We start from the raw sequence: 26092 nt of genomic DNA on the forward strand, positions 1-26092 counted from the left end.
GGTTTTAGGAAGGAGTTCCTTATTTCCGCACCCTCTGCCCTGCATCCTGCCTTTAGATATTTTTGCAGGCTTCGGGATACCCGCTGAACCAATCCTTGAACTCAATAAATTCTTTGGGCGGCATCGGAAAACCGGGCTTTGCGGCGAACATCTCAAGTTCTTTTTTTATTTCTTCGGGCCGCGCCTCGCCGAAGCAAAGCGCGTCCTTAAGGACTGGAAAGTCGTCCGCCCTTACGAACTTAAGCTCCTCCCTCTTAAGCCAGTCCTCCGCGGCTTTTTCTCTTTTTACGAACACAAGCAGACGGGCGTCCCAGTACACAAGCGCCCAGTCGATCTTAGGCATGAATACCAGATATTCCGGCCTCTCCAAAAGCAGCGGTTTTCCGCCCAGGACTGTCCGCAGGGGGACTTTCCGGCCGTCGCGCGCAAGGATAACCAGTTCAAAATTATATTTTGCCACAAAGGCGTTCCAGGCCCTGGGCGACTCAAGGCCAAGGCGCATATCTTTCAGATAAGGATTGAAAATATACCGGCTGTCCCAAAAAACCTTGTAGTCGGGCGCAAGCTTCCATCCCAGAGAGCCGCCAAGCGCCCAGATATTGTAAAGTTTCCTGGCGGAAAGGAATTCCTTGTTGACCGAAAGATAAGACACCACTCCGTCAACCTCCCCGCCCGGCGGAGGAGCCTTTGATAAATTCCTGGGCCAGACGCAAAAAAATCCATAAAAAAGGCAGCAAGCGGCGGTAAAGACGGCTCCTTGCTTGATTTTTTCAAAAGGAACCGTTCGAACTATGGCCCCTAAACCGGAGGACAGGCTGACAAAAGCCGTAATTGATAAAAAAACCGTAAGCCGCGCGTGTGCCGACGAGACAAGCCCGAAAAAAGCCAGCGCGAAAGCGTGCGCGTAAACCAGCCGCTTGCTTTTAAAGTAATCGTAGATCAGCAGGCCGAAGGCGGAAAAAAGCAGAAAAAGGTAGGGAAGCTGCAGCGGATTAAGCGGCGAGGGCGGGCGCCAATCAATAAGGGATCTGGAAAGCTCCGGCAGTGCCCCGTACTGTTCAATAAGCACGCCGTAAACCTTATACCCGCGGGGGTTGGCCAGCGCGCCGGCCGACGCCGCGAGAATAATGAAAAAAAGCGCGCCGCCTTTGGCTAATATTTGCGGCTGTCTTTTGAAAAAGCCGTAAACAATAAAATCAGCGCAGTAAAAGCCCGCGAGCGCCAGGCCCCAGACAAAACCGCCGTGCAGGCTGGCCCACAGCGCAAAAGCGGCGAAAGCCGCGGCGAACGGCTTCCAGCCGCGGTCAAGCTCCCGCCCGGTCCTCAATTTTTCAAGCAGGTAAAATTCGAACGCGAAAAACAATACCGAGAAATTTTCCGGCCGCAGGTCGCTGTTCGGGTAAAGCCCCAGGGCGAAAACGGGCAAAGCCGCAAAAGCCGTTCTTTCAAGGCCGCGTAATTTTAAAATTTTGAACGCCGGGTAGAGCGCCAGGGACAGCAGGACAAGCCGCAAAACCGAAAGCGGCCAAAAGCCGCCAAAGCGGTAAAGCGGGTAGTAAACGGCCTGCGCCAGCCATTCGGCGTCGATCCAAAGCCGCCCCCCCATGGTCCATGACAGCCAATCCGAGCGCGGAACGGAAAGACTTTTCCAAAAATACCGGCCGGCCGACAAGTTCGAGAACAGGTCCGGATTCATAACGGGCGCGGCAAATACCGACAGGCAGAAAACGAGCCCCGCCCAGAATAACGCGCGGTTTAAAGCGAAAGAGCCCTGGGTTTCAGTTTCCAAATTTCACCTCTATTTTCGGCAGAAAAAGCACCGCCATAGACAGCGCGAGCACGGCCGAAGAATTGATAAGTATCGAGAATCCAGGCGAGAATCTGTCGGCCAGCACGCCGTTAAGCAGGAAGGTTACCGGCAGCACGGCGTAGCAAAGCGTGGTGAGCACGGCAAAAAACCGGCCCTTCATCTCCTCCGGCACCGTGTGCTGGAAAAGCGTCAGCGCCACGGCGTTGCCGAGCCCCAGCGCCGAGCCCGCGGCTAAAAGGAGCGCGCACATTGTATATCTGTTTTCCGTAAAGTAAAGCCCAAGGAAGGAAAATCCCATCAAAAGAAGGGATACAAAAAACCAGCCGTATATGTTGCGGTAGCTTTTTTTAAAACTGAGCAGGACCGAAACCAGCGTGGAACCCAGGGCGAAAAAAGTCTCAAAAACGGCCAGCCAGGAAACGCCCGCCTTAAGCGTGAACTTGACGAGCATCGGAATGATGATAAGTATAGGCCCGACGAAAAAATTAAAGGCCGCGAAAGTCGTTATAAGCGCGAGTATCGGTTTATTATGGAAAATATAGGAAAGGCCGTCCTTAAACTGCGCCCAGAAAGACGAGCCGGACCCGGCGTCCGGAGCCAGGCTTTTTTTTATTGAAAAAACCGCCGCGAAAGAAACCAGATAGGAAACGGCGTTAAAGACGAACGCACCCGCGACGCCGATGACGGCCATTAAAACGCTGCCCAGCGCCGAGCCTATCACATTTGAAACCTGCATCACCGAGGAATCCGCGGCCACCGCCTGGGAAAGTTTTTCAAACGAGGTAAGCCTGACAAGCGACCCTGCCACCGCCGATTCAAAAAGCGGCCCGAAAGCTGAAACGAAGAAACAAAGTCCGTAGAGCAGCGGCAAAGTCAGTTTCTCCGCAAATAAAAACCAGGCCAGCAGAAAAACCAGCGCCGCGCGGGCGGCGTCGGCCCATAGCATGACTTTTCTCTTGTCGGAGCGGTCGGCCAGGGTCCCGAGCAGGGGCCCGAAAACCACCACGGGAATTACATTGACCGCCATCACAAGCCCCAGGTGGAACTTGGCGTTTTCCCCGGCCCGGCTCAGCACCCACCAGGCGATGGAGATGGCAAAAAACTTGTCTCCCACCGCCGAAACCACACGCCCCGCGAACAGGCGTCTGAAATCACTGAAAAGCGCCAGCGGATGGTTTTTTATTTCGCTTAAGATCATTTCGCGCATTCAGCCCCCTTGGCGGCGCAGGCATCTTTCAGCCAGCGGTAAAAACCCGTAAGCTCCGCGCCGGCGCTCGCGGGGTCGGAGGGCGGATTAACGCGCAGATAGCGGTAAAACTCCTTCCCTATTTCCCCGAACGATATCTCTCCGGTGAAAAGCGGGGCCTGAAGGTTGTAGCTGTCGCCGGGCCTGAAATAGGAGTATTCGTTCTCTTTAAGCCAGGCCGCCCGTACCGCGCTCCTGCGCGCCAGCACGGCTATTTTATTATTCCAGTACACCAGCGCCCAGTCCTTTTTAGGCAGATACAACAGGTATGCCGGCCGCCAGAATATCTCCGTCGCGCCGCTTTTGAGCTTGTGTTTTACGGCGATTTTGGGCCCATCGGTTTTTATGAGCGCCAGCTCAAAATCATATTTTTTAACGAACCGCTCCCAGTTGCTTATATTGTCTTTCATGACGGCCATTTCCGAGAGCTTGTCGTGAAAAAGGTATCTGCCGTCCAAAAACACCTTATAATCCGGCGCGAGCTCCCAGCCCAGATAACCTCCCCAGCCCCAGGGATTGAACATGCGCAATTTTGAAAGCTCGTCCCTGTTCGTCTTAAGGAAGGCCGACAGGCCCTCCGAATAGCAGTCAAACTGGCAAATTCTTCCGGTATAATGCGGCCAGACATAACCGCTGTAAAACCAGAAGATGAGAGCCGCGCAGGCGGCAGCAAGGCCCGACGCCGCCGCTTTCGCGGCTCTGCCGTTCGGGCGCCCGTAAGGCAGCGCCGCGCTGAAAGCAAGGCCGGTGATCATAAAAAAAGGGATGTGGCGCGAGTGATTGGCGGAGGCCCAGGCGAAAAACATCAGGCAGGAGAAATGCTCGTAAACCACATGCTTTTTTTTGAGCAAAAAATAAAGGGCCAGGCCGAAAACCAAAGCGAGCGAGAACGCGTAGGGCCACTGGTAGGAATTGGCAAGTTCGAAAGAAGTCCACTCCTGTATATGTTCTTCAAGGACGGCCATATACCGCTGATGATCCGCGAGCACCGCGTAAAGCTTCCAGCCGTAAGGGTTTACAAGCGTGGCGGCCAGCCCGGAAAAGCAGACCGCGCCAAGGCGCAGGCTTTGAACCGGCCTGGCCCGGGGACCGCGCCCGTAAATGAAAGGCAGTTCCTCCCGCAGCAGGGCGCCGGCGGCATAAAGCCCGACAAGCGCCAGGCCATAAGCGAAACCCGCGTGCAAATTTGTCCATACGGCAAAGAACAAAAACGCTTTCAGGGCCGGCACCGGGCCCTTCGCAAGTCCGCCGGCCAGGCGCGCCCGCTCAAGCGCGTAAAGGATAAGCGTAAAGAACAGAAGGGAAAAATTCTCGGGACGCAGATCGCTGTTTGACATGAGCCCCGCTGCCAGTAGGGGCAGCGCAAAAAAAGCGGCGGCGCCGCGGCTGTAAAGGTCCAGTATTTTTTTGAAAACAAAAAGCGTGGAGAGCAGTATCAGCGCTTTAAAGACCAGCAACGCTTTGAAGCCGCCCGCCAGAAAAACAGCGTAATAAAGCGTCTGGGGAAGCCACTCAAAATCATACCAGGGCAGGCCCTGCGCGGTCCAGGAAAGAAAATCGGCCCTTGGCGCCGCCAGATGCGCGAAGATATAGCGGCCCGCCGATAAATGCCAGAACAGATCGGGATTTACCAGCGGCAGAAAAAAAACAGAGGCCGAAAACGCGAAAGCGCCCCAGCCGAGTATTTTAAAAAGTCCGTCCCGTTCGCCCATTACATGATTCTATAAACTTATAGGGCGTAAGGTCTTTGACTGCCTAATACAAAACATTCCAGGTGTTAGTGCAACAAGGTTAGTCAAAATACCATTGTGCCGTGGGAATAATTGGAGGGGGTGACGGCGGGTTTGCCCGCTGCGCCCCAGTAGCGGGGAGGAGGGGGACCACGGGAGGCCGTCTGATGGCCATAGGCCCTGATACGGCACCTGCGTAGGCATTGGGTCCCCCACGGGTCTGGGTCGAAGGGCAATCCGCCGGCAGGACCACCGAACTAGCAGCCACGAGACATATAAATTCCACCGCTTGTTGCACTAGCGATTTGAACTCGTGAAGGCATTTTTTGGTTTGACAGGCAAAGGTATATTAAGTATATTTTAGATGATACCCTGGTTGGGCACTGTTTATCCATTATCCCAAAGGGCTAGATTAAGGAGATAATATAATAATGAAAAGTAAGAAAAAAGGCTTCACCCTGATAGAACTCATGATCGTGGTGGCCATCATCGGTATTCTGGCGGCCATTGCCATACCGAAGTTCGCCGACCTCATCAATAAATCCAAGGAAGGGGCCACCAAGGGAGCGCTCTCTTCAGTAAGGGGCGCGCTGCAGGTGTATTACGGAGATAACGAAGGCTGGTTCCCGACCGACTCGCTTGGCGTTCTTATTGCGAGCGGCAAATACATCGCCAGCATACCTCTTGCCAAGATTCCCACGCGTCACTCTGATGACAATACCGTAATGCTGTTTTCCTCCGTCGCCGCATCCGGACTCCCATCCACCGGGGGGGGGAGCAATGGCACCGTTGATACCGGCGGCTGGGCGTACTTTAACGACAGCACCGCCGTCTCGATGTGGGGTACTTTCATGGTGAACTGCACCCACCAGGACCTGAAGCCCACAAATAATTGGACAGCGTTCTAAAGCAGTGTGGTCTTTAAAAAGTCCCCCCTTGGAGGGGGGACTTTTTATTTGGGCTTATTAATGGGCTATGACCGATAGTCGGTCCAGAGGCGCCAATTCTGCCTGTGACCATGACACTTTAACTTTTTAGCGATAATGACCTTGAAAATAACCTTTATACAGTTGACAAAGCCGTTAATATTCAGGTAAACTAACAACGATAAGCGCTTCTTGGATATTATCTATGGCGTCATCCCGGGAATCTCTTATCATATGTGACAGTATAGGTCTCGTCATAGGAGGCAGTACAATGAAAATGTATAAAAAAGGCTTCACCCTGATAGAACTCATGATCGTGGTGGCTATTATCGGTATTCTGGCGGCCATTGCCATACCGAAGTTCGCCGACCTCATTAATAAATCCAAGGAAGGAGCCACCAAGGGAGCGCTTTCGGCAGTAAGGGGCGCGCTGCAGGTGTATTACGGAGATAACGAAGGCTGGTTCCCAACCGACTCGCTTGGCGTTCTTATATCTAGCGGCAAATACATCGCCAGCATCCCTAAGGCCAAGACTCCCACCCGTCACGCTGATGACACTACCGTAATGCTGTTTTCTTCCGTTGCGGCATCCGGACTCCCATCCACCGGGGGGGGGAGCAATGGCACCGTTGATACCGGCGGCTGGGCGTACTTTAACGACAGCACCGCCGTCTCGATGTGGGGTACTTTCATGGTGAACTGCACCCACCAGGACCGGAAGCCCACAAATAATTGGACAGCGTTCTAAAGCAGTGTGGTCTTTAAAAAGTCCCCCCTTGGAGGGGGGACTTTTTATTTGGGCGTGTTAAGGGGCATGCCCCGCACTTTCCCCGCCTACGCGGGTATTGCACTATTTTTATCCGCCTGATTTGCCAACGAAAACCATCCTGATCTGCAGGATTCGGGTTAGACCGGGACATTTTAAAAAAATAGCCGCAGTAACCTTTATTTAACCTTTATGTAACTTTTATGCCATTGACAAGCCGGGGGTGGTCAGGTATACTATAGTATGGTAAATGTTTCTTGGGTATTATCTATTATCATCCCAAGAGACTATTATCATATGTGACGGCTGTTACGTTACATGGGTTATCATAGGAGGTAGTGATATGAATATGCATATAAAGATGCATAGAAAGGGCTTCACCCTGATCGAACTCATGATCGTGGTAGCCATCATCGGTATTCTGGCGGCCATTGCCATACCGAAGTTCTCCGACCTAATCAATAAAGCGAAAGAAGGGGCCACCAAGGGAGCGCTCTCGTCAATCAGGAGCGCGCTGCAGGTGTATTACGCCGATAACGAAGGCTGGTTCCCGACCGACTCGCTTAGTATTCTTACAGCGGGCGGCAAATACATAAGCAGCATACCTGCGGCCAAAGTTCCGACCCGGCACTACGATTCCACGACCGTAATGCTGTTTTCCTCCGTCACTGCGGGTGGACTCCCATCCGTCGACACGGTGGGCAGCTTCGGCACCGTTGACAGCGGCGGCTGGGCTTACTTTAACAACGCGACTAACTCCACGATGTGGGGCACTATCATGGTGAACTGCACCCACCAGGACCTGAAACCTACGAATTATTGGACAGCGTTCTGATCAACAGTGTGGTTGCCAAAAGGCCCCCCCTTGGAGGGGGGGCCTTTTGTTTAGTGTCTGCCAGCAAAGCCTTTCGCAAGGGCGCTGTCCGCGGCTGACACTTTTACACGGATTTTTAAAAATGATTTTCGCGGCCGCTTTTATTTTCGGGCTTATTATCGGCAGCTTCCTTAACGTCTGCGTTTACAGGCTGCCCCGGAATATTTCCATAATCAGGCCTTCCTCGCGCTGTCCGAAATGTCTGGCGCCCATAAAGTTTTACGATAATATCCCTGTAATCAGCTTTCTCCTGCTAAAAGGCCGCTGCAGAAACTGCGCCGCGCGCATATCTTTAAAGTACCCGGCGGTGGAGCTGGTTACGGCGCTCCTCACCGCCTTTTTTGCCTATAAATGGTATGCCGATCCCTTATGGCTTGCCGTCGCCTTGACGGCGGTTTACCTGTTAGTGGTAGCGGCCCTTATTGATTTTGAGACCATGCTGATAGCCGATGTTTTCTCGTTCTCGCTTGCCGCGCTTGGCCTGGCTGGCAGTTTTATAAATCCGTATTTTTCAGGCGCGGCCTTTGCCAGGTTAAAATGTTTTTTGATCGGGGGAGCGTCCGGCGCGGCCATTATCTGGCTTATGGCCGTTCTGGGAAAGAAAATTTACAAAAAAGACGCCGTGGGAGAGGGAGACATTTTTCTTATGGCCGGCATAGGAGCGCTGACAGGGTGGCAGGGAGTGCTCACGACGCTTCTAATGGCTTCCTTGTTCGGCTCGGCTTACGGCCTCACCCTGCTTCTGCTTAAAAAAGCGGAGCGTTTGTCCAGCATCCCTTTTGGTCCTTTTTTGGCCATGGGAGCGGTGATAAATCTTTATTCGCTGGTGAAGCCTGAATATTTCCTTTTCCTATAGAAGAGATTACAGCGATTAGGGAGAGATTACAATGATTTTCGGAGCAGCATCCCTGTAATCAGTAGTCAGTGATTAGTGGTCAGAAAAACTGATGGCTGTCCACTGACAACCGGCCATTACAGTAAAATGGCTGATTCGCTTCCCGCCGTGAATCAAAAAGGCTGTCCGCAAAAGCGAACAGCCTTTTTAAATGTATGGGCGGGAAGGGAGTCGAACCCATAAGGCCTTTCGGCCACACGGTCCTGAGCCGTGCGCGTCTGCCAGTTCCGCCACCCGCCCATCTGTCGCACCCTTCGCGCTACGCGCTCCGGGCGATTAACGCCGGCCTTTAAGCGGTGACGGCCGGTGCTCCACGAGGGGAGCGATGCTCCCCTTCGTCGTTCGCTCTGCCGCCTTTGGCGGCCCGCTCACTGAACCCCTCTTATAGGGTACCCGCGCTCACTAACGAAGGTAATCGCGCGGGTTTATAGGCCACAAGTTTTTTTGAGTTATCTTTTGCTTGTGACTTGTCACTTGTGTCTTGTGACTAGAGTGAAATGGTTGGGGTAGGGTTCGAACCTACGTAGGGCATAGCCCGACGGTTTTACAGACCGTTGCTTTTGACCGCTCAGCCACCCAACCGTATTAAACGCGGCGGATAGGGGATAGAGTTTAGAGGTCAGTTTAATTAAGGAGAGTTCCTTAATACTTCAACCGCTATCCTCTATTTGCTATACGCTGCTGTTGATACAGTATAGCAAAATTTAAAAACCAAAAAAAATCCTGCCGACAGCGGACATTTTCCACCGCAAAAATAGTACAATTTAGGTTAGTTATTAATAAAACTTATAGTTTTTGTGGGTAATGTCGCAGTTTCACCTTGTGGAAGCAACCCCCAAGCCTGGGGGAGCGTTAATCGCCCCGATCGCTGAGTGCGAAGCGGGGTGCGACAGATTGATATTACCACTTTGTTCAGAAATTACTGTTCGGGAGGTTTAACGAGCGACTGAACGAAGTGAAGGCAGCGAGTGAACACAAGGAGGGCAGAGCCCTTCCTTGTGGGAGCATCGCCCGTTACCTTATAAAGGGCGGCGTTAATCGCCCCGATCGCTGTGCAGTGCGAGCGGGGTGCGACAGTGGGAGGAATTATGTGTCTTGCCGTTCCAGGTAAAATAACAGCGCTTGAAAAAGGCAATGCCGAAGTCGATTTCAGCGGCGTGAAGCGGAGCGTTTCTCTGGATCTTGTGCCGTCCGCTAAAAAAGGCGATTATGTGCTGGTTCATGCCGGTTTCGCTATACAACTTTTAGACAGCGAAGATGCCCGTGAAACGCTCAAACTTTTTAAAGAGATCTATGACCGCTCCCGGTAATCCGGCAGAAAAATACCGCTTTAACTCGCCTATGTGGCGGGATAAAGGTCTTGCCGCGCGCGCGCTTGAAGAAATGCGCGCCCTGACCGCCCAGGTTTCAGGCCGGACCGGTAAAACAGTGAATATAATGGAAGTGTGCGGAACGCATACCATGGCCATAGCCTCAAGCGGTATGCGCAGGCTTTTTCCGCCCGGGCTTAAAATGCTCTCCGGGCCCGGTTGTCCGGTTTGTGTCACGTCACAGGGGGATATAGATAGTGTTCTTGCATTGGCCGCCCTGCCTGACGTGACGCTTGCCACTTTCGGCGACATGCTTAAAGTTAAGGGCTCAAACGGACTTGATCTGAACTCAATGCGTGAGAAAGGCGCCGATATCCTTGTGGTTTATTCTCCGCTTGACGCCCTTGCTTTCGCGCGGTCAAATCCCCTGAGAGAGGTGGTATTTGCGGGTGTCGGTTTTGAAACCACGGCCCCTCTTATAGCGGCTTCGGTTCTGCGCGCGCGCAAAGAAAAGCTCAAAAATTTTTCCGTCATAGCGTTTTTTAAGCTGGTCCCGCCGGCCCTTAAACTGCTCTTGTCGGACCCCAAAAATAATATTTCCGGCTTTCTGCTGCCGGGCCATGTAAGCGCCATAATAGGGGTTGAGCCTTACCGGTTTGTGGCGCGTGTCCATAAGGTTCCCTGCGTGATCACCGGCTTTGAGCCGCTGGACATTCTTGCCGGCATCAACATGCTGCTGCGCCAGCTGGCCCGCGGCCGCGCGGAGGTGGAAGATGAATATTACCGCGCCGTAAAAAAAGCCGGCAATCCAACCGCGTTAAAGCTGATAGCAAAGGTCTTTAACCCGGTGGAAGCCTCCTGGCGGGCCATAGGGAGGGTCAAAAGATCAGGCCTTGGCTTCAGTCCGGAATTCGCGGGTTTTGACGCGGCCCGCCGCTTTAAAATAGCTTACAGGGAGGCACCCGAGCCGCGCGGCTGCCTTTGCGGCGCAATTCTTATGGGCCGGTCCCAGCCGCCTGATTGCCGGCTTTTCGCGAAGGCCTGCACGCCCTCTTCGGCTGTCGGGCCCTGCATGGTGTCCTCTGAAGGCGCCTGCGCGGCCTGGTTTAAATACGGAGGATAATAATACAGCAGCGGATAGCGTATAGGGCATAGCGTATAGTCTGCGGCGGACTGAAAATATAAAAGTGTCTTCCGCGATTGCGCTAATCCCTCGCCCCTATCCGCTATACGCTACACGATATGAATATAGAAACTCTTAAGGTATTCAGGGACCTGTACGATACCGGCAGCTTTTCCAAAACCGCGGAAATGAACTATGTTTCACAGTCGGCTGTCAGCCAGCAGATAAAAAAACTTGAACTGGTACTGAGATGCCGGCTGTTTAACCGCGCGGCAAATAAGCTTGTTTTAACCGCCTGCGGGGAAAAATTTTACGAGGTCTCAAAGAAAGTAGTTCTGCTTTATGAAACCTCCCTCTCCGAAATAAAACAATTGGCCGTAGTTAAGACCGCCGGCGAAATAAAGATCTCCACCATTTACAGCGCGGGTCCCTATCTTGTGCAGGACTACATCAAAAAATTCATGGCGGATAACCCGGATACCAAAATAAGCCTTGAATACCGGCAGTTTTCCCAGGTTTACGCGGATGTTTCCTGCGGCCGGGCCGATTTCGGTTTCCTGGCCTGCCCGTACAAAAAAATAAGCGGGCTCTCTATGGTGCCGATAGCGCAGGATGATATGGTGGTCATAGCGGGACTCGCCAGCCCGCTTTGCGCTAAAAAAAGCCTTGCCGTAAAGGACCTGGACGGGCTGGATTTTATTTTTTTTGACAAAGCTTTCCCCTCGCGCCGCTATATAGACAGTTTTTTCAAAAAGCAGGGCGTAAAGGTAAATATCCGCATGGAGCTGGATAATGTGGACACCATAAAAACGGCGGTATCTTCCGGCGTCGGGGTTTCCATATTGCCCGGGTCAACCGTCAGGGAGGGCGAGAACGGCGGAAAACTGCATGTGATGAAATTTTCGGACGCCAAAATTTCAAGGCCTTTGTATCTCCTTTACAGCAAAAATAAAAAGCTCAGCCCGGCGGCCCGGCGTTTTATGGAAATGCTGGTCAAATGGTCGGGGGCCGGGCAATGAAAAAGAACCTGCCTGTAAAAATAACTCTCGCGCATGGCAGCGGGGGGCGCCTTACCCGCGAACTGATAGAGCTGCTTTTTCTTAAAAATTTCTCAAACCCGGCGCTCGCAAGGCTTGAAGATTCGGCGGAGGTGGCGCTTGGCCGCGAGAGAGCCGCTTTCACCACGGACTCGTATGTGGTGAGCCCCCTTGAGTTTCCCGGCGCCGACATCGGCCGCATAGCGGTTTGCGGCACCGTGAACGATCTGGCCGTCAAAGGGGCTCGCCCGCTCGCGATTTCGGCCGGTTTCATCATTGAAGAAAGCTTTAATACGCTCAGACTTTCTAAAATAGTCCGTTCCATGAAAGCCGCCGCCGCCGAGGCCGGGGTTCCGATAGTGACGGGCGACACCAAGGTCGTTGAAAAGGGGCACGCCGACGGGCTTTTTATAAACACCTCCGGCATCGGCCTTATTCCCAAAGGCGTGAATTTATCCTGTGAAAAAATAAAACCCGGCGACGCCGTGATCGTAAGCGGCACTCTTGGTGACCACGGCGTGGCTGTTATGAACGCCAGAAATTCCCTGGGGTTTTCGAGCGTCATAAAAAGCGACGGGGCGCCGTTAAACGCCATGATTGACGGGGTCTTGCGGGCGGCGCCTGGCGGAGTGCGGCTCATGCGCGATCTGACGCGGGGCGGGCTTGCCACGGCTCTCTGCGAGCTCTCTGAAGCCGCCGGCCTCAGCGCGGAAATCGAAGAAACAGCCGTACCGGTCGCGCCTGCCACCGATAATGCCTGCCGGATGCTCGGCTTGGACCCGCTTTATGTGGCTAACGAGGGGAAAGTCGTTATTTTTGCGGCCGCGGCCTGCGTTGCCGGAATACTTTCCGCTTTAAAGAGAAGCAAATACGGCCGGAAAGCCGCCGTTGTAGGCCGGGTCATAAAGGAATCAAAACCTCAGGTAAGGCTGAATACCGCCATAGGCGGCTCGCGGATAATTCTGCCGCTTGAGGGCGAGCAGCTGCCGCGGATCTGCTGACATCATGAAAAAAATCAGTTTATGGGCTCTCAGTTTCTTTGTAACCGTAATCTTCGCGCTTTTTCAGAGAATGACCGGCCCAACTTATCCGGCCAAAGGCGCGCTCGTAACACCAACGGGCGCAAATATCTCCTATCGGCTGCCAAGAAGCCGCACCATCGGACAAAATGACGGCGCCGTAAAAATACAAACGGACAGGCCGCTTACTGTTTCTATCGAGTGGAAGCGCTATAAAACGTCGGACGCCCTGACCGCTGTTTCCTTCGCGGCGTCGGGCGAAACGCTGTGCGCTTTTGCCCCCGATCAGCCTCCCGCCGGAAAATTGGAATACTCCGTTTATGCGCTTGAAAACGGCGGCAAAACAGCCATCGGCCCGCCAAAAGTTGTAGCCAGGTTCAAAGGCGCGGTGCCGGAGCTGGTTTTGGTCCCGCACATACTGCTGATGTTCGCTTTCATGCTTTTCTCGGTCAGAATAGCCCTTTCCGCTTTGATGAACCGGCCGATTCTGAAGCACGCTGTTTTTTTTAATCTTTTCTTTCTCATCCTTGGCGGCTTTATCTTCGGACCGCTTACCCAGCATTATGCTTTCGGCTCTTATTGGACGGGTATTCCGTTCGGCCACGACCTGACCGACAGTAAAACGCTGCTTCCTCTCGGCTTCTGGGCCGCGTCGGCTGTTTCCGCGCTAAGCGGCGGAGTGAATTTGCGCAAGTGGGTTATAGCGGCATTTCTTGCCACGGCCGCCGTTTATTTCATCCCGCACAGCGTCCTCGGAAGCGAGCTGGATTATTCAAAAGCGGATAATGTAGCGCCATCGGTCATAAGCCATATGGCTGTTCCAGCCGCGCCATAGGCCGTATGCTTTAGGCCGTAAGCTAATGAGTTCCTTACAAGCCTATGGCATATGGCTTATAGCTTATGGCAGATTTATACGGCTAAAATATCATGTCAAAACTTTCAAGGAAATTGATACTTGTAAAAGGCGTGGTGCAGGGCGTGGGCTTCAGGCCCAATGTTTACAAGCTGGCCCTGGCGGATAAAATAGGCGGCTGGGTAAAGAACGACGCCGGCGGCGTTACCATAGAAGCCGAGGGCGCGGAGCCCTCCCTTAAAAAGTTCATTTCCGACTTAAAACTTAAAAAACCGCCGCTTTCCCGCGTGGATTCCATTTCGGTATCGTCCCTTTCCCCGCTAAGCGAAAACAAATTTAAAATCATTAAAAGCGGCGGAATAGCCGGATCCTCGGCCATAATACCGGTCGACCTGGCCCTTTGCGCCGACTGCCGCCGGGAACTGCTGACCCCTGGAAACAGGCGCTTTCTTTATCCTTTCACCAACTGCACCAACTGCGGGCCGCGCTTCACTATAGTTAAAAAACTGCCCTATGACCGGCCTTTTACCACTATGGCCGCTTTTAAAATGTGCCCGGCCTGTAAGGCGGAGTATGAAAACCCTTTGGACCGCCGTTTTCATGCCCAGCCGAACGCCTGCCCGGTTTGCGGTCCCTCCCTTCAATCCTCTGGAGGAGGGGAAACCGCCATGCGGTGTCCCTTAAGCAGTTGGGAAGGGGTCGTTTTCTCAAAGGCCTCAGCCGCGGACAGCGCCAGAGGCCCGCGGCAGGCCAGTGTCACTGGCCTACAAAACGGCCAGGTCCATGCGCGGGGCAAAATACTTTACGGCCCAGCCGCTTTGGAATTTGCCGCTGATATTATAAGGAAAGGAGGCATAGCCGCTATCCAGAGCCTTGGCGGTTTTCACCTGGCCTGCCGGGCAGACAGCGCCGCGGCCGTGACGCGTTTAAGGAAACTTAAAAACAGGCCCCACAAGCCTTTTGCCGTCATGGTAAGAGGCGTAAAAGAGGCCCGGTTAATTTGCCGTGTTTCAAAACCGGAGGAGACTGAGCTCGACTCGCACCGCGCTCCGGTGTTAATGCTTTTCAAAACAAACAAGGCGCTGCTTGAGCCAGCCGCGCCCGGGCTTGCGAGTGCGGGAGTTATGCTTGCCTATACGCCGCTTCACGCGGCTCTTTTTGAGCTGTTGCGCCGGAGGGGCGGCGGCGGGCCGCTTATTATGACATCCGGCAACCGCAGGGATGAGCCCATAGCTAGATCGCCGGGGGAGGCCGGGCGCGCGCTTGCGGGGTTTGCGGACGCTTTTGTTGTTCACGACCGGCCGATTCATAACCGTATTGACGATTCCGTGGCTTTTGTTTCAAAAGGGGAAATACGGCTGGTCCGCCGCGCGCGCGGTTTTGTGCCGGAGGCCGTAAAACTTAAAGGAAACTTCAAGCTTTCAGCGCTCGGCTGCGGGGCGGACCTTAAAAGCACCTTTTGCCTTACCCGCGGCAGCGAAGCTTTTCTTTCCCAGCATATAGGCGATTTAAGCGAAAAACTTAACAGGGATTTTTACTTGGAAACACTGGCCAAAATGAAGGTCCTGCTTAAGCTTAAACCTGAAGTGATAGCTTACGACCCCCATCCCGCCTACGCTTCCCGCGCCATGGCCCTGGGTTTTAAAGGCCGGAAAGTGCCGGTTCAGCACCACGCGGCGCATATACTCAGCGTGGCGGCCGAGCGCGGCCTGGAGACTCCTTTCATAGGCGCGGCTTTTGACGGCACCGGATACGGCCTGGACGGCAGGATCTGGGGCGGGGAGTTCCTTGTTTTTGAGGAAAAAAGCTGGCGGCGGGCCGGGCATCTGAAATATTTCCGCCTGCCCGGAGGCGAGGCCGCTGTCCATGAAATATGGCGCGGCGCTTTCTCGCTGCTTAGTTCGGCGCTCGGGCCAGATTTCGCGCGGACGGCCCCTCGGATCTTTAAAAGCGTGCCGGCAAAAAATCTGGCAACGCTGAACCGAATGATAATGCTGGGCCTGAATTCCCCTGAAACCTCAAGTATGGGCCGCCTTTTTGACGCTGTCAGTTGTCTTGCGGGCATAAGGAATGTTGTTACTTATGAGGGGCAGGCGCCCATGGAGCTGGAAAGCCTTTTTAAAAAGCCGCGCAAAGATTTTTACGAGTTTCCGATTATAAGGGAAAATAGCCTGCCCCGCCCTTTTGGCGACGCAGGAAAACACACTACATACCAAGCTCCGGGAAAAAGCGCCGGTTCAAGGCCAAAAGAGCGGGGCCTGCTTATAATGGATCCTTCAAAAGCCATATTGGGCGCTTTGGCTGACAAAGGCAAGGCCAGGCTGGTTTCAGAACGCTTCCACTGCGGCCTTGCCGCCGCAACGGTCCAGGCGCTTAAAACTATCAGCTCCGAAACCGGCATAAAAACAGTCTGCCTCTCCGGCGGAGTCTTTCAGAACCGCACCTTGCTGGAACTTGTAAGCGGCGGCCTTGAGCGCGGGGGGCTACAGGTTTTCTCCAATAGTTCCGTGCCCGCAAACGACGGCGGTATTTCACTCGGCCAGGCCTGGTACGCGCTCAAGGGGTTCAGTGAATAGCGAATAGGGGTTAGCGAATAGCGGCTAGTGTATAGTTCTTCTGAAACGGCCTTTTCTTATGAAAGGGCCGTTTTTCTATTCGCTAATCCCTATTCGCTATCTGCTAGTCGCTACTGTTGGGCGGCCGAAGGGCCTATTTGGCACTGGGTCCATTGGAATCCAGTGGGTAGGCCCTGGGACCTTTGATATTTGTCAACCGGCGGAGTATAACAGAGTAGAAGCAATGAAAGCTAAGGAGGAAGTTATGAAAAAGACAATAAGCGCAATGCTGACCATAACGATAATATCCTCTCTATTACCGTTTTTTGCCAACGCGGGCGGTAAAACCCTGTACGGCTCCGATGGCCGCCTTGACCTGTTCCAGGCTTCAGCCGACATGAAAACACTGGCTGATTCGGTGGTTTCGCTGTGGGACAATTCCAGCATCACTCTTGAAGCCGCCTCCAATAGCTATAAGCTCAAAACCATCACACTCGCCGCGGATCAGGGTTTGCGCCCGGGGGAAGCCTTTGGTTCGCAGCCGGTCGGCGCATTCTGCTCGGGGTCTCTGGTAGGCGAAGATATTGTGATGACAGCGGGGCATTGCGTCAGGTTCGGCGCCAACACTAAGCACGGGTTTAAATGCGAAGATTTTAAAGCCGCGTTCGGCTTTGCCGTGGCGAACTCAGGCGGCAGCGCTCCGGAAAAAATAGCGGAAAGCGAGGTCTATGCCTGCAAAAGCGTAATAAAACACCTCTTCACGGCCGCAGACGGGGATTACGCCCTGATAAAGCTTGACAGAAAGGTGGCGGGGCATAAGGCGCTTGCGGTCAACAGAGGCGCGGGGCTCAAAAAAGGCGATGAGATCTTCGTAATAGGGCACCCTTCAGGCCTGCCGCTTAAAGTGGCCGCCGGCGCCACGGTGCGCGATGCCTCCAAGGCTGCCTACTATGTCACCGACCTTGACACCTTTGAGGGCAACTCTGGTTCCCCGGTTTTCAACGCAAAGACCAAAGCCGTTGAGGGGATACTGGTGCGGGGGGATAAAGATTTCAAACCCGCCGGCACCGGCGGAAACACCTACTATGTCAACCCGCAAAACGGCGGGAGGGGTGAGGATGTGACAAAAATCGCGCTGGTTAGAGGCGGCATCCCCAAGACATCGGGCGAAAAGGGCGCGGAAGACCTGATTAGGAATAACACCATAAAGGAAGTAAAGCTGGGCGATATCGGAGCCTTGCAAGCGAATGCAGGGAGCGTAGGCTTTAACTAAGTGAAAGTCTTAGACGATAAAAACCCCGCCCCGGAAACCCCGGGGCGGGGTTTTTTAGTCTAATAGCTCATACCTTAATAACTATTCGCCATTCGCTATTTGCTCTTCGCTGTCCATTGTGCTACAATCTACGGAAAGATGACACAAACCGCAAAAAAACTTTCACGGTTCGGGGTTTCGCTGGAAGGGGAGCTCCTGCGCCGCTTTGACGCCTTTATTTCGCGCGAGGGCTATACCAACCGCTCCAAAGCCATAGCCGACCTCATCCGCAAGGAATTTGTGGCCGATATTTTCGCCAAAGGCGGGACCGTGGCCGGCGCCATAACTATGGTTTACGACCATCACAAGCGTGAAGTCGTAAACAAGCTGCTGTATATTCAGCACGACCACGGCGATACTATCATTTCCTCCCAGCATGTGCACCTGGACCACGACAATTGCCTTGAGATAATAGCCGTTAAAGGCCTCGGCGCAAAAGTGCGGGCGCTCGCTGACGCGCTGAAGTCCGTAAAAGGTGTCAAGCACGCTACTTTAAGCGTAACCAGCGCCGGTAAATCCAGTTAAAGAAAAAGTCCTGAATAACAACACATGGAAATTAACGCTCTTCTTCTGACCGCCGCTTCGGTCGGCTTCATTCACACGGTGCTGGGGCCGGACCATTATCTTCCCTTTATAGCGATGGCCAGGGCCAGGGACTGGTCTTATCCGAAGACCGGCGTCATTGTTTTCCTGTGCGGATTAGGGCATGTCGGCAGTTCAGTGCTGCTGGGGCTTGCCGGCGTTTATGCCGGGGCAAAGCTGGCGGGCCTTCAGGCCATAGAATCCTTCCGGGGGGGACTGGCCGGCTGGCTGCTCCTGGTGTTCGGCCTTTTTTATTTCATATGGGGGCTTAAACGGGCTTGTTCGGGCAGACCGCATGAGCACGCACACTCTCACGGCGCGTTCCTGCATTCCCACTCCCATTCGCACTCGGAAGAACACGCCCATGTCCATGAGGGAGGGAAAGCCAGCATCACTCCCTGGATATTATTCACTATTTTCGTTTTCGGCCCGTGCGAGCCGCTTATTCCGCTCGTAATGTATCCGGCGGCCAAAGGCAGTCTGGCGGGGATGTTTGCCGTGACGCTGGTATTTGCTTTGACCACCATAGCGGCGATGTTCATAACCGTATTTGCGGCCCTGCGCGGCATTCAATTCCTGCCAGTGCGAAAGCTGGCAAAATATTCTCACGCCATGGCGGGATTCGCCATCCTGATGTGCGGCGGCGCGGTGGTGTTTTTAGGGCTTTAAGGGGCCCCCAAAAAACTAAGCCCCGAACAGGGGCTTAGTTTTTTGGGGTGGCGCTACCCAGGGGATTCCAACTCTTGATCTTTGATCTTTGCGGCTGTGCAAGATCCGGGTCAGCGGAAGTAGCGGTCCGGGTTATAGATGAAATAGAAATCAAAAGGTTCAAGGCGCGGTAAAGAGACGTAGCGCTGCCCTTTCTCGTCCGTTTTTTCATTAAGGATGTCTTCCTGCGTTTTGGACGGGCCCGTATTCTCATCCGGATTTTTAACGAATCCGGTTTCATCTATCTCATTCACTACGCTGGTGGCCCAGTGATAATTTACCGCCTTGTCGCCGAACTCTTCCCAGTCGCCGTTCGAGTTCTTCTCATACATCATTTTTCTGAACTCGTCCAGTGAAACCCCCATCTTTTTCGCCACAGGCACATGAAGGCGCCGTTCCCATTCACGGGCCAGTTCCAGTTGTTCCTTAAGCTGCGTCATATTGCCCCAGTTGACCGTTGACATCTGATGATGGAGAAGAATGGCGTTGGGATAGACATAGGATTTTTCGGCCAGCGTCGCGATTACAGCCGCCATGCTGGCCGCGAAGGATTTAACCACCACGGATACCGGCGCGCGGCTTGCCTGCATGGCCTTGATAATGCGATAACCTTCCATTACCGAACCGCCGGGGGAGCGGTCTATAACTATAAAAATAGGGCTGGTTGAGATATTGTTGTAATAGCTGATCCGCTCCGTTATGTAATCCGCTGCCCCCGTGAATATCGGCCCGTTGAGCGAAATGCGGCGGTCGCTCACCACAAGCCGTCCGTCCCTGAACGGATTGTCAAGGTAAACAGGCTCGGTGTTCGCCTGTTTTTTCCACTCCTCTTTTTTGCCGCGCAGTTCCAGATCGCTTTTCAGCTTGTCCATCCTGCTGTCAAAGGTCAGCCTTTCAAAGTTCAGCTTGCGTTCCTTGACCTCCAGCCGCTTTAGCTCCAGTTCCAGCGAGCTCTTTTCAGTGGCGTCCGAGGTGAGCTGTTTGCGCTGCTGTTCCGCAATAAGGTCGTTGCCAAGGCGCAATTGGTCCAGCTGGCCCGAGAGCGCCTGGAGAGCCTTCTTGTTGTTTTCCGAATAAATTTTGTTTTCCAGCGTCAGGGTGTCCAGTTCCTTGTTTTGTTTGAAGAGTTGTGCCGCCGTCTGTTCTTGAGCAAGCTTATTTTGTTCGGTCAGCTTCTGGTATTCGTTGTCCAGTTGTGAAATTTCCGCCTTGTGTTTTTCGTCCGCCAGTTTATTTTCGGTTTCGGCTTTCTCCAGGTCGGCTTTCAAGATTTTTATCTGGCTTTGGTATTGTTCGGCTGAGAGCTTGTTTTCCGTGCTGAGGCGGTCAAGCTCGGCGTCCATCTCCGCTATTTTTGTTTTTTCTTTCTGCAGGGACAGCTCATACTTCGCGCGCAGCTCTTCTTTTTCGTCGTTCAACTGCTGGAGCTTTTTTTTGAGTTTCTGGTCGGAAAGCAGGTTCTCAGTAGTGAGCTTTGCAAGTTCAGTTTGTTCCGGAGAAAGCTGCGGCGCCTGCGCTCCGCGCTCCTGGCCGGCTATGGCGACATCCGTGACCTGGCCCTGCGGGGCGGCTGCCTGGGCCCGCAGCGAAAGCGGGTAAAAGGCTAAACTCAGTAGACATGTTAGAAGAATGCGTGAAGCAGGCATATATACCTCCGGTGAACAAGTTCGGTTTGTAGCGGATCAGCAAATGGTTTTATCTTTTGCGGTGCCAAAAAATTGGCGCGGTCAACGGGGGCCAAAAACTAACTTTTTAGATTCGTCCTTCATAGGGAAAACCCGTTTTATGCCTGCCTTTGAACTGCGTTTAGACCTCTTCAGAATCATCGGCTATGAGGGCGAAAGATTCCTCTCGATGGTCCCGGAATGCCTCTAATCCCACTTTTTAACGCAAAAGTTCGAATCCAGTTGACTTAGTGGTCAACTGGATTCGAACTCTGCCTGTTTTGCCTTGAAAATGGCTATTGAATCCGCTTCTCGCTAAATTTAGAATAGTGGACTTCACGGGTGGTCGGGATTCGAAATACCGTAAAAATCCGTTAAGGCAGATGGGGGTTGCTCAATGTCACGGCCAGGCCTGGGCGCTGGGGTTTGTTTCCTGCCAGGATTGCCTGATAAGCACGACGTTTAAAAGCGGAAGTCTGAGACCGGAGTTATAGAAAATATTGGTGTTGCCGGTACCGAGCATGTCACCACCCACCCAGACGGCCCCGTAAACGTCCGAGGCCAGGTTATTGGTAAAGTTACCGCCCGTATATATAAACCCGTAAAAGCCGATATCCCCGCCGGTGGCACCGCCCTCGCAGGTGTCGCTGCAACTGCCCATCAGGTAGCTGACCGCGCTTGAACTTATACCCAAATCACCGGGATACTGGTTGAGAGTCACAGTATCATCGGTGGTTTTTGTTATTTTCCGATACTGCTTCCAGGCGTCGCGCGGCAAATTGACGGTAACATTCCCGGGGCCCGCAGTCCAGGTGCCCCTTCCGCAATAGTGGCCGCTATCATTCATGCCGTAAGTGGGGCCATAACAGTCATCCCCTTCAACAATAAGTTGTCCCCTGACTATAAAAGTGCCTTTCACGCCGGTATTATACAGGGTGACGGTTTTCCCTTCGTCCCAATACCAGATCATGTCGCTGTTATAACGTCTGTCGGCGTAGATATTCCCGACTTTACAGACCGCGGTCGTGCATACCGAAGCCGTGCCGTTGCAAGGTAGTGTCCAGTTATTAGCGGCTTCCGGCTTAAGGCCCGTCCACACGCGTGTGGTATCGTTCCATGAACCTGCCGAGGCCCCGCAGTTATAGGTGCCGTTCGCTATCGCCGAGGTCTTCATTGTTTCAAAATCAAACATAGGTAGTTCCGGCACATCATAACCCGACCACCACTCACTTAAATTAGGGTCAGCGCCGGCCCAGTTCGGAGCTACGTTCCAGGCGTTCAGATCGCGGGGGTAGGTCGCACTGCCCACAACACGCAGTTTGGAAAGTTTCCTCGGAGAATAGCGGTTTAAGGCGGCGGTTCCGGTTATGGTGATATTGCCCATGGCCATTATGGGGCCCCAGTTCACCACGCTGTTATCCTTCGGATTCACGTTTCCGGCTGAAATAACCGCGCCGGGGATGGCGGTGTTCTGGTAAACAGCCTTTATCGCCCGCACTTCGCCACGGCCTGAATTCCGGCCTTCGCCAAGTATCGTTATCTGGTCGTCAAGGGGGCCGGAAGTTACAGAGACGCGGTAAGTTCCACCGGGAACATCCGCATATGTCGTATCGAACCTGTAACCGGTAAGGGAGCCGCCATCCCTTATGGTTACGAAAGTGGCCGTAGAACTCTTAACCTTCCAGTAGGCGCGGTCCACGGCCGCCTCAGCCAGGTTGAAGGCGGCGCTGGCGTTCTGGTCTTTCACGGAAAGCTTGGTATCGTCCTGTACCCATTTAACCATCAGTGGCACCATAATCATCAGTAACGCGAACATCAATATCACCGTCGGCAATAAAAACCCCTTTCTGTTTTTCATGGTTTCAACCTTTCTAGTTCATCACGCGCACTTTTTCAGACGCCATATGAAACGCTTTTTTCCGGCCTTCAAACATGTTTTTCTCAAGGGTAAGGGAAACTGAAATTATACCCATATCGTCGGAGCGCGTAAGACTAAACTCCAGATATTTAAGATTTTTACTGAGCGCCCGTTTGCCCGTGCCGAACACCTGGTATAGATAAACTCCTTCCTGCTGAAAAACCAGCGTTGTTCCCTGCTGCTTGGTGAATGTTATTTTTGAATAAAACGGCTGGCTGGTATTGACGCGGTCTATAGAAATAGTGTCGGACTGTGCTTGGCGCAGAGTGCGCGTTACCACATACATAACCGCCCGGGCCTCCTGCTGTAGTTCAATCCTCGTGCGGTTCATTATAAATGTGCGGTTGATCTGGAGAAACATGGGCGCAGCAATGGCGAACACCGCGGACACAATAGCCACGACAATCATCATTTCCGTCAGCGTTACGCCCCGGCGGCTAAAAGCTACCATGAAAAGTTCACCCCCGTGGTGGTCTGCCCGGCGATAACATTTATATTAGCGGTAGCTGACGAGAGTATTGTGGCCGTGGCTCCGGAAGGCGTGGAGTAATAAGCGTAAACACGGTATATGCCCTGGGGTGCCTCAGCCGTATAAACGCCGGTTTCCAGGCTGGAAACAATATAATACTTTGTGCCGCCTGTGCTCGTGGCGTAATTTAAAATAGGCGGGGCCGGCGGCGTGCCTGTAAGAGTTGCGGTAGTGACCACAATAAGCGCTCCGCTTTTTATAGGCTGGCCACCGGAGGTGACAGAGCCGCTTATGGCGCCCATAGCGCCGCTTACCGTAAAGGTGGTAGAGAATAGGGTGGAACCGGCAGTAACAAGGCTTACAGTAGCGCTGCTTGGGGCAGACAGCTCATACGAGCTAAGAGCCGGCTCAACGGTATAGACACCGGTAGAGACGCTTATAGTGGTAAACCGCCCGTCAGGGCCGGTAATCTGCACGTCGCGGGAAGAATCGTTTGAGTCAAGAATTACCATTGCCACGCCGGGCAAGGCGTTAATCCCATCCCTTGTGACAAAGCCGCTTATCCGAGCGCCCTGACAAAGCATAAAATCCACACCGGAATGGACTTCGCCAAATTCCACGGGTATGGTCAAAGAGGAAATAGAAACATAGCTCGGGTTGGTATTAGCGGGATTTGCCGTAACGTCTACCAAACCCGAGCTGACACGTAAAGTATACCTGCCGTAGGAAGTATCAGCTATTGCATCGCTTCCGGCAGCTCCGGGGCTTAAAACGATAGCCGATGGCGCCGATATAGGCAGGCCAAACACATTAAGAACCCGGCCGGTAATTAAACCCTGCGTGGCACTTTGATTTAAAAATGTGGTGGAGCTTGGGAAATTATACACGGAGCCGGACGCGGCTATGGTAACGGTATCGTTTTCAAGTGTGAAGTTGCCGCTTGAAATTATAGCCGTCCAGGTGCCGGTTGCCACATCCACCAGGGTAAAAACGGCGCTGGGCGGCGTTCCGCTCAGCCAGGCCACGGTTGAGGCCGACAGGCCGTCTGAGGCCGTTACCACGGCCCCGGCCGCGGGAGTGCCGGCTATGAGTGTTTGTGACGCGGCAAGGCTGTTTCTGGGAGGGTATGAGATGCCGGTGAAGGTTGCGGAGGGATAGATGAAATCGGCGCTGTTGTTGCCGGAATCATAAGCTTTTCCATAGATGCCGCTTGGGAAAGAGGGGCTTGAGGTACGCACGATCTGGTTGCCTTCCTCCATCCCATCAGAGCCGGCCTTGTTTGGGATCGGGGTTCCCTCCCAATAGTCCGGCATGTCCGAGCCGGCTTCCGAGTCCTTCCAGCCGACGATGTCGTAAACCGCATTGTCCGAATAACGACTTAGTTGTATGTCGCCTGCCCGGTTATTATCAAGATAATCAGGAAATGTCGGCGCGGTGTTACAACCGGCGGCCGAGCCGAAACAGGCGTCGGCGTTAATCATGGAACCGTTGATCATGAATGTCATTGCGCTGGCCAGCAGATAATAGTGGCCCGGGGCCACATAGGTACTCACGAACATAAAGTTAAAGGCGGTGTGGGCGCGGTCCTGTCCGGCCGGCTCGCAGTCATAATCAATGCGGATCTCCGGATCTCCGGTCACACCGATATCAATCGGGCCGGGCGTGGGGTTGAAAAGTTCTATGTATTCCACATTCCTGTTTCCCAGCGCGGCACTAACCCAGGTGTTGGTTTCTACCACAACCTGGCTGATGAGCAGGTTGGGGTTGACCCAGGCTGTTCCTGTAACCGTGCCGGTGGCTATTTTCGCCAGGTTAAAATCCTGTGTTTGAGTGGCATTGGCGGCAATGGACACGGTGCGGAACTCAGTATAATAACCGGGGGCTGAAGCGACAAGCGTGAAGTTGCCGGGAGACAGGTTTATGGAATATATGCCGGAAGCGTTGGTGGTGTCCCGCCAGCCCATGTTTTCGGCAGCGTTAAGAAGCGCCCCTGATATAGGGGCCAGCGTCACCGAATTTCTAACTAGGCCGTTGAATACCGCGTTGGCCATAACCGTATTGGGATTGGCCAGCAGACTTCTTGCCCGCTGTTTCTTCTTGGCCCCGCCCTGGCTCCAGACAACCGTCACGGTTATAAGCCTCAGGCCGGTATCCGGAGTGGAAGGACTGAGCGTAACCATTGTCCCTGAGTCATCCCGTGCCACCTGAATTAAAGTGTAACGCCTATAAGTAACGCCGGCTGCGGTTATATCTTCCGGCGGGAAATAGCCGGTGTCGTAGTCTATGGATTCCGGAGCGAAATCCGTGGTGTTATGGGCCGGGTCCGAGGTGACCAATACCTGATAATAATTTTTCTGCTTCAATATCTGCATTTTTTCCTGCGCCAGGTTTGAAGCGAGTGTGCGGTTTTTTGAGGACTGAATAGCTTGCTGTATGTACTTAAAGGACCCCATCAGGCCTACAATGCCGATAGTCATTAGCGCCAGCGCCATCATTAATTCCACCAGCGTAACCCCGCAACGCGCCTGCCCGAAGATATGCCCATTCGGCTCAGAAGTGCATAGTGTGGTTACGCCGGGTTTTTTGTGGGCGATGGGAAGATGATTGGAGCGGCGGTTAAGATTCATGGCCATGCGAAATTCTGATCCGATACTTTGGAACCTTTGTTGACTATTATTCCCGACTTGGTTTTACTGGTAGTGGTAAAAGTCTGGTTGTTGGAATTCGGTACCGAGTAAAAAGCGCGCATATTATAAGAAGACCTGCTTGCGCGCACCTCCAGGCTGTATTTACCGTCCGTGCCGCTTACAGTCGTGTATAGGGTTGAATCCGGTGGTGCTTTGGCGTAGAGAACGGGCGGCGGATCTGTTATGGTTCCGGTACTCGCGAATATCAGGACCCCGGCTTCAATTTTATTGCCGCCATCCATAACCGTGCCCGTAATCATTTCGGCAGCTTCATCTTTAGTTTTATCATTGTGTCTGCGACGGCTGATAATTCCAATACCCAAAATGGTTGCAACTAAAAGCACTGTTATCGCTATGCGGATGATTGGTTTCATGGGTGTGAACCCGCCTTCAACCTCGTTGCTTTCGGTTGATTAGTGAAGTTTGAATGGCAGGGACGTGTGAGAACAGCCGAAGGCGTTGCTGCCCCGGAATTTCTTTTAAAGTTTTTACTGCGGTTTATTGGAGGCTTAGTGGGCTGCGGGCTGCGGGCTGCGGGCTGCGGGCTGCGGGCTGCGGGCTGCGGGCTGCGGGCTGCGGGCTGCGGGCTGCGGGCTGCGGGCTGCGGG

Annotated in this window: 19 protein-coding genes, 2 tRNA genes and 2 pseudogenes; 13 read left to right on the plus strand and 10 right to left on the minus strand. The window is 53.4% G+C overall.

Annotated elements, in window-relative coordinates:
- Positions 1-52 precede the first annotated feature (52 nt).
- The 3 genes from NTX59_02195 to NTX59_02205 are packed head-to-tail and all read right to left on the minus strand — an operon-like array spanning position 53 to position 4768.
- Positions 53-1789, minus strand: coding sequence for a hypothetical protein (locus NTX59_02195; GenBank protein ID MCX5784480.1), 1737 nt, complete (start codon positions 1787-1789; stop codon positions 53-55).
- A complete protein-coding gene (locus NTX59_02200; protein ID MCX5784481.1) occupies positions 1779-3017 on the minus strand; it encodes an MFS transporter in 1239 nt (412 codons plus the stop codon). The genes NTX59_02195 and NTX59_02200 overlap by 11 nt, the downstream gene beginning before the upstream one ends.
- Positions 3005-4768, minus strand: coding sequence for a hypothetical protein (locus NTX59_02205; protein MCX5784482.1), 1764 nt, complete (start codon positions 4766-4768; stop codon positions 3005-3007). The genes NTX59_02200 and NTX59_02205 overlap by 13 nt, the downstream gene beginning before the upstream one ends.
- A 449-nt stretch (positions 4769-5217) precedes the next feature.
- Between NTX59_02205 and NTX59_02210 the strand changes: the two are divergent.
- From NTX59_02210 to NTX59_02225, 4 genes and pseudogenes are all read left to right on the plus strand, one after another.
- A pseudogene (locus tag NTX59_02210) lies at positions 5218-5334 on the plus strand (prepilin-type N-terminal cleavage/methylation domain-containing protein).
- Between the two features lie 649 nt (positions 5335-5983).
- Positions 5984-6076 (plus strand): annotated as a pseudogene (locus NTX59_02215) (prepilin-type N-terminal cleavage/methylation domain-containing protein).
- A 745-nt stretch (positions 6077-6821) separates the two neighbouring features.
- On the plus strand, positions 6822-7313 hold the full coding sequence (locus tag NTX59_02220) for a prepilin-type N-terminal cleavage/methylation domain-containing protein (protein MCX5784483.1): 492 nt from the start codon (positions 6822-6824) through the stop codon (positions 7311-7313).
- A gap of 121 nt (positions 7314-7434) precedes the next feature.
- Positions 7435-8208, plus strand: coding sequence for a prepilin peptidase (locus tag NTX59_02225; GenBank protein MCX5784484.1), 774 nt, complete (start codon positions 7435-7437; stop codon positions 8206-8208).
- A 195-nt stretch (positions 8209-8403) separates the two neighbouring features.
- On the opposite strand, the gene NTX59_02230 is transcribed toward NTX59_02225, so the two are convergent.
- Both NTX59_02230 and NTX59_02235 read right to left on the minus strand, forming a co-directional pair.
- Positions 8404-8487: transfer RNA gene (locus NTX59_02230), tRNA-Leu, on the minus strand.
- A 258-nt stretch (positions 8488-8745) separates the two neighbouring features.
- Positions 8746-8829: transfer RNA gene (locus tag NTX59_02235), tRNA-Tyr, on the minus strand.
- A 506-nt stretch (positions 8830-9335) separates the two neighbouring features.
- Here NTX59_02235 and NTX59_02240 point away from each other — a divergent pair.
- From NTX59_02240 to NTX59_02280, 9 genes are all read left to right on the plus strand, one after another.
- Positions 9336-9557: a HypC/HybG/HupF family hydrogenase formation chaperone gene (locus NTX59_02240; GenBank protein MCX5784485.1), complete on the plus strand. Its 222-nt coding sequence runs from the start codon at positions 9336-9338 to the stop codon at positions 9555-9557.
- Entirely contained in the window at positions 9541-10680 is a 1140-nt protein-coding gene (gene hypD, locus NTX59_02245) for a hydrogenase formation protein HypD (protein ID MCX5784486.1), read from the plus strand. Before NTX59_02240 ends, hypD begins: the two co-directional genes overlap by 17 nt.
- Before the next feature lie 119 nt (positions 10681-10799).
- Positions 10800-11699, plus strand: coding sequence for a LysR family transcriptional regulator (locus NTX59_02250; GenBank protein MCX5784487.1), 900 nt, complete (start codon positions 10800-10802; stop codon positions 11697-11699).
- A complete protein-coding gene (gene hypE, locus NTX59_02255) occupies positions 11696-12718 on the plus strand; it encodes a hydrogenase expression/formation protein HypE (GenBank protein ID MCX5784488.1) in 1023 nt (340 codons plus the stop codon). The genes NTX59_02250 and hypE overlap by 4 nt, the downstream gene beginning before the upstream one ends.
- 4 nt (positions 12719-12722) lie before the next feature.
- Entirely contained in the window at positions 12723-13571 is an 849-nt protein-coding gene (locus NTX59_02260; GenBank protein MCX5784489.1) for a hypothetical protein, read from the plus strand.
- Between the two features lie 92 nt (positions 13572-13663).
- Positions 13664-16165 (plus strand): carbamoyltransferase HypF, encoded by a 2502-nt coding sequence (locus tag NTX59_02265; protein ID MCX5784490.1) that lies wholly within the window; start codon positions 13664-13666, stop codon positions 16163-16165.
- A gap of 244 nt (positions 16166-16409) precedes the next feature.
- Positions 16410-17417, plus strand: a complete 1008-nt coding sequence (locus NTX59_02270; protein MCX5784491.1) for a serine protease — start codon at positions 16410-16412, stop codon at positions 17415-17417.
- 138 nt (positions 17418-17555) lie between these two features.
- Positions 17556-17981: a nickel-responsive transcriptional regulator NikR gene (nikR, locus tag NTX59_02275; GenBank protein ID MCX5784492.1), complete on the plus strand. Its 426-nt coding sequence runs from the start codon at positions 17556-17558 to the stop codon at positions 17979-17981.
- A 24-nt stretch (positions 17982-18005) separates the two neighbouring features.
- Positions 18006-18707, plus strand: a complete 702-nt coding sequence (locus NTX59_02280) for a sulfite exporter TauE/SafE family protein (GenBank protein MCX5784493.1) — start codon at positions 18006-18008, stop codon at positions 18705-18707.
- Positions 18708-18817: 110 nt separating this feature from the next.
- Here the strand turns inward: NTX59_02280 and NTX59_02285 are convergent, their stop codons facing one another.
- From NTX59_02285 to NTX59_02305, 5 genes are all read right to left on the minus strand, one after another.
- A complete protein-coding gene (locus NTX59_02285; GenBank protein MCX5784494.1) occupies positions 18818-20392 on the minus strand; it encodes an ATP-dependent Clp protease proteolytic subunit in 1575 nt (524 codons plus the stop codon).
- Between the two features lie 418 nt (positions 20393-20810).
- Positions 20811-22268: a hypothetical protein gene (locus tag NTX59_02290; protein MCX5784495.1), complete on the minus strand. Its 1458-nt coding sequence runs from the start codon at positions 22266-22268 to the stop codon at positions 20811-20813.
- A gap of 13 nt (positions 22269-22281) precedes the next feature.
- Positions 22282-22779, minus strand: a complete 498-nt coding sequence (locus tag NTX59_02295; protein ID MCX5784496.1) for a prepilin-type N-terminal cleavage/methylation domain-containing protein — start codon at positions 22777-22779, stop codon at positions 22282-22284.
- A complete protein-coding gene (locus tag NTX59_02300; protein ID MCX5784497.1) occupies positions 22773-25430 on the minus strand; it encodes a carboxypeptidase regulatory-like domain-containing protein in 2658 nt (885 codons plus the stop codon). Before NTX59_02300 ends, NTX59_02295 begins: the two co-directional genes overlap by 7 nt.
- The gene (locus NTX59_02305) at positions 25421-25858 is read right to left on the minus strand and encodes a hypothetical protein (protein MCX5784498.1); all 438 of its coding nucleotides are present in this window, start codon (positions 25856-25858) and stop codon (positions 25421-25423) included. Before NTX59_02305 ends, NTX59_02300 begins: the two co-directional genes overlap by 10 nt.
- Between the last annotated feature and the right edge of the window lie 234 nt (positions 25859-26092).

It is taken from the genome of Elusimicrobiota bacterium (genome assembly GCA_026388155.1).
Classification (GTDB): Bacteria; Elusimicrobiota; Elusimicrobia; order Elusimicrobiales; family UBA9959; genus UBA9634.

What these genes read in the sequence shown, in the direction of transcription:
- NTX59_02200 (MCX5784481.1), bottom strand. Translation starts at nt 3,017, where the DNA reads ATGCGCGAAATGATCTTAAGCGAAATAAAAAACCATCCGCTGGCGCTT.
- NTX59_02205 (MCX5784482.1), bottom strand. Translation starts at nt 4,768, where the DNA reads ATGGGCGAACGGGACGGACTTTTTAAAATACTCGGCTGGGGCGCTTTC.
- NTX59_02220 (MCX5784483.1), top strand. Translation starts at nt 6,822, where the DNA reads ATGAATATGCATATAAAGATGCATAGAAAGGGCTTCACCCTGATCGAA.
- NTX59_02225 (MCX5784484.1), top strand. Translation starts at nt 7,435, where the DNA reads ATGATTTTCGCGGCCGCTTTTATTTTCGGGCTTATTATCGGCAGCTTC.
- NTX59_02240 (MCX5784485.1), top strand. Translation starts at nt 9,336, where the DNA reads ATGTGTCTTGCCGTTCCAGGTAAAATAACAGCGCTTGAAAAAGGCAAT.
- hypD (MCX5784486.1), top strand. Translation starts at nt 9,541, where the DNA reads ATGACCGCTCCCGGTAATCCGGCAGAAAAATACCGCTTTAACTCGCCT.
- NTX59_02250 (MCX5784487.1), top strand. Translation starts at nt 10,800, where the DNA reads ATGAATATAGAAACTCTTAAGGTATTCAGGGACCTGTACGATACCGGC.
- hypE (MCX5784488.1), top strand. Translation starts at nt 11,696, where the DNA reads ATGAAAAAGAACCTGCCTGTAAAAATAACTCTCGCGCATGGCAGCGGG.
- NTX59_02260 (MCX5784489.1), top strand. Translation starts at nt 12,723, where the DNA reads ATGAAAAAAATCAGTTTATGGGCTCTCAGTTTCTTTGTAACCGTAATC.
- NTX59_02265 (MCX5784490.1), top strand. Translation starts at nt 13,664, where the DNA reads ATGTCAAAACTTTCAAGGAAATTGATACTTGTAAAAGGCGTGGTGCAG.
- NTX59_02270 (MCX5784491.1), top strand. Translation starts at nt 16,410, where the DNA reads ATGAAAAAGACAATAAGCGCAATGCTGACCATAACGATAATATCCTCT.
- nikR (MCX5784492.1), top strand. Translation starts at nt 17,556, where the DNA reads ATGACACAAACCGCAAAAAAACTTTCACGGTTCGGGGTTTCGCTGGAA.
- NTX59_02280 (MCX5784493.1), top strand. Translation starts at nt 18,006, where the DNA reads ATGGAAATTAACGCTCTTCTTCTGACCGCCGCTTCGGTCGGCTTCATT.
- NTX59_02285 (MCX5784494.1), bottom strand. Translation starts at nt 20,392, where the DNA reads ATGCCTGCTTCACGCATTCTTCTAACATGTCTACTGAGTTTAGCCTTT.
- NTX59_02290 (MCX5784495.1), bottom strand. Translation starts at nt 22,268, where the DNA reads ATGAAAAACAGAAAGGGGTTTTTATTGCCGACGGTGATATTGATGTTC.
- NTX59_02295 (MCX5784496.1), bottom strand. Translation starts at nt 22,779, where the DNA reads ATGGTAGCTTTTAGCCGCCGGGGCGTAACGCTGACGGAAATGATGATT.
- NTX59_02300 (MCX5784497.1), bottom strand. Translation starts at nt 25,430, where the DNA reads ATGGCCATGAATCTTAACCGCCGCTCCAATCATCTTCCCATCGCCCAC.
- NTX59_02305 (MCX5784498.1), bottom strand. Translation starts at nt 25,858, where the DNA reads ATGAAACCAATCATCCGCATAGCGATAACAGTGCTTTTAGTTGCAACC.